Source organism: Arthrospira sp. PCC 8006 (assembly GCF_046480465.1).
Taxonomy (GTDB): domain Bacteria; phylum Cyanobacteriota; class Cyanobacteriia; order Cyanobacteriales; family Microcoleaceae; genus Limnospira; species Limnospira platensis.
In genome coordinates this window covers 1-11,694 of the sequence record NZ_PKGG01000172.1, presented here as the reverse complement: position 1 = coordinate 11,694, position 11,694 = coordinate 1, and the positions used below count along the sequence as shown (strand labels likewise).

The 11,694-nt window shown below is 44.0% G+C and carries 6 protein-coding genes and 2 pseudogenes; 5 read left to right on the top strand and 3 right to left on the bottom strand.

Annotation, left to right across the window (positions count from 1 at the left end; genetic code table 11):
- The 5 genes and pseudogenes from B9T16_RS20355 to B9T16_RS20335 form a co-directional block, all read left to right on the top strand.
- A partial coding sequence (locus tag B9T16_RS20355) for a CHAT domain-containing protein (RefSeq protein ID WP_410245624.1) occupies positions 1-2,408 on the top strand: 2,408 nt, incomplete at its 5' end.
- A 217-nt stretch (positions 2,409-2,625) separates the two neighbouring features.
- Positions 2,626-3,024 carry a hypothetical protein gene (locus B9T16_RS20350; RefSeq protein WP_317268875.1) on the top strand — a complete coding sequence of 133 codons (399 nt, stop codon included), beginning with the start codon at positions 2,626-2,628 and terminating at the stop codon, positions 3,022-3,024.
- A 9-nt stretch (positions 3,025-3,033) separates the two neighbouring features.
- On the top strand, positions 3,034-4,509 hold the full coding sequence (locus B9T16_RS20345) for a hypothetical protein (protein WP_410245623.1): 1,476 nt from the start codon (positions 3,034-3,036) through the stop codon (positions 4,507-4,509).
- 862 nt (positions 4,510-5,371) lie between these two features.
- Positions 5,372-5,885 (top strand): annotated as a pseudogene (locus B9T16_RS20340) (IS630 family transposase); the annotation flags it as partial.
- A 36-nt stretch (positions 5,886-5,921) separates the two neighbouring features.
- Positions 5,922-7,091, top strand: a complete 1,170-nt coding sequence (locus tag B9T16_RS20335) for a group II intron reverse transcriptase (RefSeq protein WP_014276586.1) — start codon at positions 5,922-5,924, stop codon at positions 7,089-7,091.
- Between the two features lie 174 nt (positions 7,092-7,265).
- On the opposite strand, the pseudogene B9T16_RS20330 reads toward B9T16_RS20335, so the two are convergent.
- From B9T16_RS20330 to B9T16_RS20320, 3 genes and pseudogenes are all read right to left on the bottom strand, one after another.
- A pseudogene (locus B9T16_RS20330) lies at positions 7,266-7,512 on the bottom strand (transposase); the annotation flags it as partial.
- A gap of 57 nt (positions 7,513-7,569) precedes the next feature.
- Entirely contained in the window at positions 7,570-10,188 is a 2,619-nt protein-coding gene (gene clpB, locus B9T16_RS20325) for an ATP-dependent chaperone ClpB (RefSeq protein ID WP_006617178.1), read from the bottom strand.
- 217 nt (positions 10,189-10,405) lie between these two features.
- Positions 10,406-11,694: sensor histidine kinase (locus B9T16_RS20320; RefSeq protein WP_410245622.1), on the bottom strand; the 1,289-nt coding region annotated here is incomplete at its 5' end.

Below are 11,694 nucleotides of genomic sequence, written 5' to 3'. Positions count from 1 at the left end.
CCCACAACCAACCCCCAACTTCGACTGACTCTCTCCCGGCTGATGCTGAGTCATGGTTTAACGATGGATTACAACGATTGGTAAATGGGGATTGGCGCGGTGCGATATTCTCTTGGGAAAAAGCGATCGAATTTAAACCCGATTACCATGAAGCTTGGTCTAACCGAGGGGGGGCGCTGTCTKATTTAGGAGAGTATGAAAAAGCCATATCCTCCTRCGACCAAGCCATAAAATTTAAACCCGATTACCATGMAGCTTGGTCTAACCGAGGGRRGGCGCTGTCTRATTTAGGAGAGTATGAAAAAGCCATATCCTCCTACGACCAAGCCATAAAATTTAAACCCGATWWMCATGMAGCTTGGTCTAACCGAGGGAWKGCGCTGTCTRATTTAGGAGAGTATGAAAAAGCCATATCCTCCTGCGACCAAGCCATAAAATTTAAACCCGATTTCCATGAAGCTTGGTCTAACCGAGGGTTGGCGGCTGCACAATCACGCCGTAATACTGATTTTATTGTACCTGATATCAACTCACCGAGACTCTCAGAAATCCTGCAAAATCCGAGTTTAGAATTACGGGATTATCCAGGAGAAATTGCTAGTTATCAACAGGGTTTAAAACATTGCCCCAAATCCACCCACCCCACCCCCTGGGGATTTTTACATCACCGTATCGGTCAAGGGCGTTATCAGCGAGGTAAATTCGCCACAGCTTCTCACCGCATAACTGATGAATTTGGTCAGCCGCAAACAGCCAGATACTATTATCAACAGGCTGTAGAAAGTTATGAGGAAGCCTTGACCGTTATCACCCCTGATGCTGACCGGGAGTTATATTTAACCATTGTCCTTGATTTAATTTCGGCTTTGTTGAAATTAGGAGAATACCAGTCAGCCAGACAATGGCATCAACAGGGTTTTGCCACTTTACAAACCTGGCTGAATCAAATTTATCATCGACACCATTCCCAACCGGAGAAGGTTAGCCTATCTCCCCCTGTCAACCCAGATGATGATGAAACCCCCCAACTGGTGCCGGGGAATTTCCGGGAATATCAGTCTATCCCCCAGGTGAAACGGCTGAGGGCAAAATTTACTCTATTCTATCGTTTTGCCTTTGACTTTGCCAGCCAAGACCAAAACTGGCATCAAGCCTTGGAAACCGCAGAATTAGAAAAGAATATCCATTTAACTTGGCTGTTATCCACCGCTTCTCAACCCGTTGAGATTAGCCCCAATGTGGCACAAATTCAAACCTTGGTTAACGGGGAAACCGCCCTGATTTATTGGTATTATGGCAATCATTCTTTGATTACCTTTATCCTCACCCGCGACGACCTGACCGCTATCCCTTTATCTGCTGCGGCACAGGAAACACTGGAAACTTTAATCACCCATTGGAATCGGGATTATCAGAATTATAGTCTCAAGAAAACCTCAGATAGTCAGAGTTGGCAGCAACGGTTAAAAACCCATATAGACTCGATGCACACCCTGTTAAATATCCCGGAAATTACGGCTAAATTACCCCCGGAGATTAGCCACTTAATTTTAATTCCCCATCGAGACTTGCACCGTTTCCCTTTGGAAGCCTTATTTCCCCATGATTTGATTATCACTCGTTTACCCAGCGCCGCCTTTGGTTATGGTCATTCTTCCTCGCCGCCAATGAATCCTAACTCAGAAGTTTCTGTCCTGACTGTGGCTTACCCGGACAGTATCGGCGCGAAAAATTTGCCTTTTACGGCAGCGGAAGTGACTGCTATTGAGCAAATTTTGACGGGTTATAATAGCCGCTACCAAACCATCACGGATAAACAAGCCACTGAGGAAACTGTGATATCAGCTTTAACAGAAAATCACCAGATTTTCCACTTTAGCGGTCATGGGGATTACTACCACAAAAAGCCGAGTTTGTCAAGTCTTTTGCTATCGGGTTCAGAGCGTTTAACGGGAGAAAAAATAGCGAGTTTATCCCTGACTTCTTATGGTCTGGTGTATCTAAATGCTTGCGAAACGGGTTTAACTAATATCGAAGCCATTGAGAAGGAATATGTGGGGTTAGCCAGTGCGTTTCTGCGGGGGGGAGTGTCTCAGGTGGTTTCGAGTTTATGGCTGGTTAATGATGAGTCGGCGGCGGTGTTGGCGATTAAGTTTTATCAGGAATACCTAGGGGGTGAAACGGCGGCGGTGGCTTTGCATAAGGCGAAAAATTGGTTACGGTTTGAGGCGACCTGGGGGGAAATTGCCAAGGTTTATCAATGCTGTTTATCACATCCTTCCTTGGCTGATAATAATCGGGGGATTTTATCCAAGGCTTTAGGACGCATTGAAAGACAAGAAAACTCCGAAGTTATGCCGTTTTCTGATGTTTATTATTGGTCGAGTTTGGTGATTTCGGGYTATTGAGGGAAGGGGGAATAACGGGATAGTCGCCTAGGTAGAAACTGACGGGAATTGTTACCCCAAACACCGGATAAATTGACGGATCCAATTAATTATCAAATGGGTCTATACAATTCACGGCTACTGTGCTACAATAGTTGGGCATAAACTAAGTGCTAAATCACTGTCCAAGTCCCCTGTTTCTTTAACCTGGTGTCGGACTGTCACCAATTAATTAGCTATGACTCCTAACGATAAAGTAATTATAACCGCGTTTATTCATGCCTTAGCCCGTTTTAACCGAAAGTTGCCAATAAATGTGTATAATCAATTGGCGATGATTTCTGATGTGGCTAATCATACGAAACAATTAGAGTCGGTGGCGATGAATTATACAGACTTAGCGATATTATATCAGGAGGAGTGCGATCGCCTTTTGTCTGAGGGAAGCGATCGTAAAAAAGGCTATCTCCCCAGCTTTGATAGTGATGATTATAACACAGAATTAAGCAATCTGGCGGAACAAATTTGTCATTCTCCTGACCCGGTAACAGCGTCAAAAAATGCGCTCAATCCTTCTGTGGGCGGCAAAATACAAGGGTTTTTTAGCCAACTATTTAAGTCGTCTCCATCTCTGTAATTTAACTGAATGTACCCCCTGAAAGAAATCACGCTGCAACTGTTTCTGTATGACTTACGGGAAGGGTTAGGACAAACCTCAGAAAGCATAGATTTTAATCGCTATTATTTTTGGCGACGGTTTCATCATGACCTGGAAAAACCCTATAGTAAATTAACGGCCGAAAATCTCGACAAACTGGAAAAATACGCTACGAAAGAAAACCCAGAAATCGATATTGTTTCCTTAGATTATCAGGAGGGGGAACAGCCTTTAATGGGGATAGAATATGTTTTAGCAGCCTCTCAATTGGGGGATAGCTATAGCTTAATCATTGATGCTTATGATAGCGAATATCAGAAAACATCTTTAAAGCAACTGAAAACATATATTCAGGAAAGGATTAATAACACTCCCTCAAGCCTCGGTCAAACTTGGCTATTGTGGGGTCAACTGGATCGTAAATATTCCCCAGAGAAAGTTAATGAAATTGCCGAAAAGAGTTATAAAGAAATCGCCAATAATCAATTGAGTTTCCCAGCCAATCAACTTTTGGGGGGGTATTTATTTGAAATATCTCAGTTTGTTTCGGTGAAGAATTGGGAAAATTTACTGATACTGATTGATAATGAAAAACCGGAAGACCTGCGAAATTATCCCCGGTTAAATGATGAACATAAGTCACTGCTGAAAAAGGACATTCAAAACAGTTTAGGAGAATGCCATTATTTAATTTGGCTATTACCAGCAGAGTGCGACTTAACGGCAATTCAAGAGGAAATTAAGCAAATACAGACCCATTTTCATCGTCTGTTATCCTATCGCCATAAGATTATTTGGGCCTATAGCCAAAGTCGGATTCTGAAACGCCGATTAAAAAAGAATTATCAAACCATTCAAAAATCGGTCTTAACAATTCGCCAACAGCGGAAACAACCGGAAGATTTACAAGAGGCTTTAGAAGAAACCTTAGAAATCTTAGGAAATTATGCGATCGATTTAAGTCAACTGCATTCCCAGTTAAGGACAATTACGATTAATTTAGCCAACTATCGACAAAGGTTAAAAGAATTTGCGAAGGTAGACCCGAATTGTGAGTTAACTACGTTGGCTGAGTTTAGTAAATTGGCGGCGACCAAGTATGAAAGACAGGTAAAAACGGACTATGAGAGTTTAAGTCCGGGGATGATTTTATTAGAAAATCTGATTAAGACGATTGAGGGAATTGTGGAAATTAATCAAGCGAAAAGAGAGGATAGGCTAGAAAGAGCGATCGCTGCTGCTAGTATAGGAGTGGGTACAGCGTCGGCGGCTGCTTCATCAATCGCGAATTATTCGGAGGGTATATTAACGGAAATTGCCTCGTTTGTCCTGTTACGGAATAAGACGGAAGCGCCAACGATTCATCCGGCATCAACGGCGAGTTTGACGTTTGTTATTAGTTGTGTAATTGGGTTAATTTTGGGGTGGTTAACCTGGTGGCGGTTAAATTCAAGACCTGGGTAGGTTGGGTGAAACCCAACATCACTGAGAGATGTTGTTGTTGGGTTCCCATACTCCACCCAACCTACTAAATAGGCTCGGCGCCGGAAATGCGATCGCCCTACTCACTTTCGAGGAATTCGACCTGGGTAGCTGGGTAGGTTGGGTGAAACCCAACATCACTGAGAGATGTTGTTGTTGGGTTCCCATACTCCACCCAACCTACTAAATAGGCTCGGCGCCGGAAATGCGATCGCCCTACTCACTTTCGAGGAATTCGACCTGGGTAGGTTGGGTGAAACCCAACATCACTGAGAGATGTTGTTGTTGGGTTCCCATACTCCACCCAACCTACTAAATAGGCTCGGCGCCGGAAATGCGATCGCCCTACTCACTTTCGAGGAATTCGACCTGGGTAGCTGGGTAGGTTGGGTGAAACCCAACATCACTGAGAGATGTTGTTGTTGGGTTCCCATACTCCACCCAACCTACTAAATAGGCTCGGCGCCGGAAATGCGATCGCCCTACTCACTTTCGAGGAATTCGACCTGGGTAGGTTGGGTGAAACCCAACATCACTGAGAGATGTTGTTGTTGGGTTCCCATACTCCACCCAACCTACTAAATAGGCTCGGCGCCGGAAATGCGATCGCCCTACTCACTTTCGAGGAATTCGACCTGGGTAGGTTGGGTGAAACCCAACATCACTGAGAGATGTTGTTGTTGGGTTCCCATACTCCACCCAACCTACTAAATAGGCTCGGCGCCGGAAATGCGATCGCCCTACTCACTTTCGAGGAATTCGACCTGGGTAGGTTGGGTGAAACCCAACATCACTGAGAGATGTTGTTGTTGGGTTCCCATACTCCACCCAACCTACTAAATAGCAACAGCGAGAGGAGTTTATTGCTCAGATTGAACAGATGGAGCCACAAGAAGTGGTCTACCTCGATGAAGCCGGCATGAATAGTCAGGACTCGGATTACCCTTATGGTTACTGCGAGGAAGGACAACGCTTCSATGYCCTCAAATCCGGGAAGAGTCAGGGCAGGGTGAGCTATATGGCCGCATGGTGTCATCAACAACTCTTAGCTCCCTTTACCTTTGAGGGTTGTTGTAATCGGACAGTGTTTGAGTTGTAGTTGGAGTTTATCTTAATTCCAACATTGAAGCCAGGTCAGACTCTAGTATTTGACAATGCAACGTTTCATAAAGGGGGGCGGCAGGCTGAACTGGTGGAGGCAGCTCAATGCCGTTTACTCTATCTTCGGCCTTATTCGCCAGACCTCAACAAGATAGAGAAATATTGGTCGTGGTTGAAAGCCCGCATTCGCCATTGCACGTGAGCAGTTTGATTCTCTCGATGATGCCATGGATTCTGTTCTCAAGGCTGCGTCCTAACCGTATTGACTAGTGCTATAGCAAAATGCTCTTACCGTGAACCATGATTACCTATTGTCCAAAATTCGATGTCCAAGCAGCCTGAAGAAAGACCTGAAACAATGGTTGAAAGCGGGTGTGCTAGACAATGGCGTATTCGAGGATACGGAAGCAGGGACACCACAAGGAGGGGTAATAAGTCCAATACTCGCCAATATCGCACTGGATGGGATGGCTAGGTTAGTAGAAATAATGTATCCACAAGGAACTAATAATAAACCTTTTGCAAGGTTAGTAATATACGCCGATAATTTTGTAGTCATATCCAAAGACCTAAGAATCATTGAACAGTGCAAAACTGCAATTTCCGAATGGTTAAAACCGGTGGGGCTAGAAATCAAACCTGAAAAGACAAGAGTGTGTCATACACTAAAACCCATACAATATGAAGGTAAAACAGAAGAACAAGGATTTGATTTCCTAGGTTTCAACATCAGGCAATACCCGGCAGGAAGACATAAAGCTGGCAAGATAAACCAAAACGCAGTCAAAGAGTTCCTGACTCACATCAAACCCAGCAAGAAAGCAGTTAAAGCCCACACAGAAGTGATAAAGGGTGTAATCAAACGACATAAAACCGCACCCAAATCAACCCTGATAAGTAAGCTAAACCCAATCATAAGAGGGTGGACAAATTATTATTCAGGGGTCGTCTCAACCGAGACCTTCAATAAGCTAGACTACACAATCTGGCTAATGTTACGGGCATGGACAGATTCAAGATGCGGAAAGGCAAGTCACGATAAACTGAGGAAATACTTTAGACCGGGAACGGTCAAACTCAGTAACGGGAAAGAAAGGCATGAAACTTGGTTATTCAAAGCCGAGGATGGATTAACACTATGGAAACACAGTTACACTCCGATTGTCAGACACACCCTAATTCGCCCTGACGCAACACCATACGACGGAAACTGGACTTACTGGGCAACCAGGAAAGGACAAGCAATTGACACACCGACAAGGGTAGCCAAACTACTCAAAAAGCAAAAAGGCAGGTGTACCTGGTGCGGGCAATACTTTACCCCATCAGACCTAGTTGAAGTAGACCACATACATCCCAGAAGCCAAGGCGGAAAGGATGAATACAAGAACCTTCAACTGTTACACCGCCACACCCGCGATGATAAAACAGCCCTCGATGAGGAGCGAATGCTGTACTCTTAACAAAGAGACAATCGGACTAGGAGCCGTGTGAAGGGAAACTTTCAAGCACGGTTCTGAATGGGAGGGGTAGGCTGTGAAGTTTATCTCGACCCCTAATCATGGTAAATATTGAAGTGTTATGGTTGACTCATGCGAGGAAATTAGGGGGGTTATTTATAGCAATAGTCAATACGGTTAGGACGCAGCCTTGAGAACAGAATCCATGGCATCATCGAGAGAATCAAACTGCTCACGTGCAATGGCGAATGCGGGCTTTCAACCACGACCAACATTTCTCTATCTTGTTGAGGTCTGGCGAATAAGGCGGAAGATAGAGTAAACGGCATTGAGCTGCCTCCACCAGTTCAGCCTGCCGCCCCCCTTTATGAAACGTTGCATTGTCCAATACTAGAGTCTGACCTGGCTTCAATGTTGGAATTATATATTTTAAATAACCTCGTGATTGTTAAGGATAAAGAATCAGTTAAAATTGAGTTTCTTACTTGATGATTAGTTCTCTGGGTAATTTATTGAAAGAAAGCCGCTCATTTTCGACATCAACATAGATGGTATTTCCATCATTAAACTCTCCCCGAAGAATGCCTTTGGCAATTTGTGTTTCTAGTTCCTGTTGAATAGCTCGTTTGAGGGGACGGGCTCCATAAACGGGGTCAAAACCGACATCAGCTAGGTAGTCCAGGGCGCTCTCAGACAATTTTAAGGACATTTTATGCTGCTCTAGGCGCTGAGAAAGATTGCCTAATTGTAGGAGGACAATTTCGCGCAATTGGTGGGGTTTGAGAGAGTGGAAAATAATAATTTCATCAATGCGATTAAGAAACTCTGGACGAAAAGCCGATCGCATAGAATCCATAACCCGGTGACGCATTTCCTCATAGCGAGAATCATCGCCAGCAATATCCAAAATATACTGCGACCCAATGTTACTGGTCATAATAATGATAGTATTTTTGAAATCGACAGTACGACCTTGAGAATCGGTAACTCGACCATCATCAAGGATCTGAAGCATGACATTAAAGACATCAGGATGAGCCTTTTCTATCTCATCAAAGAGAATAACAGCATAGGGACGGCGGCGGATAGCCTCAGTGAGTTGTCCTCCGTCGTCATAACCGACATATCCGGGAGGGGCTCCCAAAAGGCGGGAAACGGAATGTTTCTCCATGTATTCAGACATATCAATACGAACGATCGCCTCTTCGGTGTCAAATAGGTAGGAGGCTAAAGCCTTAGCTAGTTCAGTTTTACCGACTCCCGTTGGTCCGAGGAAGATAAAACTAGCGACGGGTCGGTTAGGGTCTGACAGACCAGCGCGCGATCGCTGAATAGAGTCAGCGACGGCTGTTACAGCTTCATCCTGTCCCACTACCCGTTGATGTAACTCATCTTCTAAATGCAGTAATTTCTCCTTCTCAGATTCGACTAATTTACTAATAGGAATCCCCGTCCACTTAGAGATAATTTCAGCAATATCAGACTCGGTTACTTCTTCCCGGAGGAGAGTTTTCCCTCCGGTTTGAGTATCTTGTAATTGTGACTCAGCTTGATGGAGTTGTTTTTTGAGAGCTTCCATGGTCCCATATTTCAACTCAGCAGCGCGGTTGAGATCATAATTACGTTCCGCTTGTTGAATTTCAATGTTAACCCGATCAATCTCTTCTTTGAGGGACTGAATATGGGTAATTGTATTTTTTTCCGACTCCCACTGAGCGCTGAGGGTGCGTTGTTCTTCCTTCAGGTTGGCTAAGTCTTTTTCCAGTCGTTCTAACCTTTCTTGGGAGGCGGTATCACTCTCTTTTTGCAAAGACAGTCTTTCCATTTCTAATTGGAGGATTTTCCGGTCGATTTCGTCTAGTTCCTCCGGCTTAGAAGTGATTTCCATTTTCAACTTAGCAGCGGCTTCGTCTACCAAGTCGATCGCCTTATCAGGAAGGAAGCGATCGCTAATATAGCGAGTAGACAGAGTAGCCGCCGCCACCAAAGAACTATCAGAAATCTTCACCCCATGATGAACCTCATAGCGTTCTTTCAAGCCTCGTAAAATCGAGATCGTATCAACCACATTAGGCTGATCAACATAAACCTGCTGAAAACGCCGCTCTAAGGCTGCATCTTTCTCAATATACTTACGATATTCATCTAAAGTAGTCGCACCGATACAGCGCAACTCACCCCGTGCTAACATAGGTTTCAGGAGGTTTCCCGCATCCATAGCTCCTTGGGTAGCTCCCGCACCAACAACGGTGTGAATCTCATCAATAAATAGGATTATTTTACCTTCAGAGTCGGTGACTTCTTTAAGAACTGCTTTCAAGCGTTCTTCAAATTCTCCCCGAAACTTAGCACCAGCAATAAGTGCGCCCATATCTAGTGCTATTAGTTTTCTTTCTTGGAGAGATTGAGGCACATCTCCCGCGATAATACGTTGAGCCAATCCTTCTGCGATCGCCGTTTTTCCAACTCCTGGTTCCCCAATTAAAACCGGATTATTTTTAGTCCGCCGACTCAAAATTTGAATAGTACGGCGGATTTCTTCATCCCGACCAATTACCGGGTCTAATTTCCCCATACGCGCCGCTTCAGTTAAATCGCGTCCATATTTCTCCAAGGCTTCATATTTGCCTTCCGGGTTCTGATCTGTCACAGTTTGATTTCCTCGAATTTGGGTAATAATTTGTTGAAGTTTCGCTTCATCTAGTCGAAATTCTTGATAGAGAGTTTTACCAAATCTAGCATCTTTAGCGTAAGCCAATAACAGATGTTCAACGGATATATATTCATCTCCATATTGTTGGCGGTAGGCTTCAGCGTTGTCTAACAGCGTATCTAAAGTGCGACCTAAATATACGTTGGTGCTGTTTCCTTTAATTTTCGGTTGACGATTAATAAAGTTTTCCGTACTTTCCCGGACCTTAGCTACTGATATTCCCGCTTTATTAAATAAACTATTGGCGAGTCCATCTTGCTCTAGCAAGGCTTTCATCAAATGCTCAGTTTCGATTTGTTGTTGTTGAGCCTGTTTGACTATATCGGGAGTTTGTGCTAAGGCTTGCCATGCTTTTTCTGTAAATTTACTCGGATCTGTGGGTTGCATAATTTCTAACCTCCTATACTGATTTTATCTCATAATTGACTGCTATTAACCATGGGGGACCTTTGGCGGAAGATTTTGATAAGAATGCCATCATTTTCTCAAGGTTTTAGTCTGTCCGACTATTTATAGACTTTAGCTTAATTGACTAGGGGCATTAGTTCTCTATTCCTAACCTTCGGGGTACGGATCACCGAAGTGATCAGCAGAGCTATGGTGGCTACAAATACTGACCAGAGACGTGGACTGGTAGCCAAACTACAAAGGTTGAGCCTACTCCTTCACGACTTTTTACATAAATGCCGCCGCCTAAAATCTCACAAAGTCGTTGGCTGATGGCGAGTCCTAAACCCGTGCCACCAAATCGTTTAGTTGTGGAAGCGTCAGCTTGGATAAAGGCTTTAAAAATGTGTTGAACTTGTTCTTGATTCATGCCAATTCCTGTGTCTTTGACTTGAAAAACCAAATACTGAGTTTTAGCACTGGCAAATCTTTCAGCATTGGAGGTGTCTTTTTTCCACTCATTGGGAATTTTGGTAACTCGCTGAACTTGCAGGGTAATGGTTCCTTTATCGGTAAATTTGGAAGCATTACTCAATAGGTTTAATAGCACTTGTCTAACTTTGGGTAGGTCGGCATACATGGTGCCGAGGTCTTTGGCTGTTTTGACTTTGAGAGCGTTCTGATTTTTTTCGGTTAGGGGGGTGGCGGTGGCTACCACATCATCAATTAATTGTTGCACGGCAAAATCTTCGAGATACAGGGTGACATGACCGGCTTCGATTTTGGAGATGTCGAGAATATCACTAATCATGTCTAAGAGGTGTTTTCCTGCGGTTTGAATCCTCTCTAAATCGGGTAAAAAATCATCGTAGCCTAAATCTTTTGATTCTTCGTGAAGCATTTCACTATAGCCAATAATGGCGTTTAGGGGGGTGCGAAGTTCATGGCTCATGTTGGCTAAAAATACACTTTTTGAACGGTTGGCTGCTTCGGCGGCAATTTTGGCTTTTTGGAGTTCTTCGGTATATTGTGCGACTCGTTTAATTAGTTGGTTAAGGGTGGTTGTGAGTTTGCCGATTTCTGTGTTTTGGTCTTCGGTTAGGGGAATTCTTAGGGCAAAATCGGAATCTTCTCCTACTTGATCGGCAATGCTAATCATTTGTTCAATGGGATCGGCGATCGCTTGACCTGTATATTTGGCTAGTAACCAACCTAAAACTATAGCGGTTAATAAACTTATTAATATAATGTTACGAGCGATACTTTGTCCGGTTTGTAATTCAACTAAGGCTAAGTCGGCGCGATCGCGAAAATTGACCGCTAACTGCAATGCTTCCCCAGATAAATTATAGAGGTTAGTGGCAGCCGGGCTGTTGTTGAAGTTGTTTAATGACTGTTGGAGGATTTGTTGATTTTCTGGGCTGTTGTTCCCGGTTTCTGTTGCTTGAAATATCCGGTTGATTTCCTCTGTATAGATGSCGATCGCACTGCTATAATCCTGCCCAA

Excerpts from the sequence above, each read along its gene's own strand:
- B9T16_RS20350 (WP_317268875.1), top strand. The coding sequence starts at position 2,626 with ATGACTCCTAACGATAAAGTAATTATAACCGCGTTTATTCATGCCTTA.
- B9T16_RS20345 (WP_410245623.1), top strand. The coding sequence starts at position 3,034 with ATGTACCCCCTGAAAGAAATCACGCTGCAACTGTTTCTGTATGACTTA.
- clpB (WP_006617178.1), bottom strand. The coding sequence starts at position 10,188 with ATGCAACCCACAGATCCGAGTAAATTTACAGAAAAAGCATGGCAAGCC.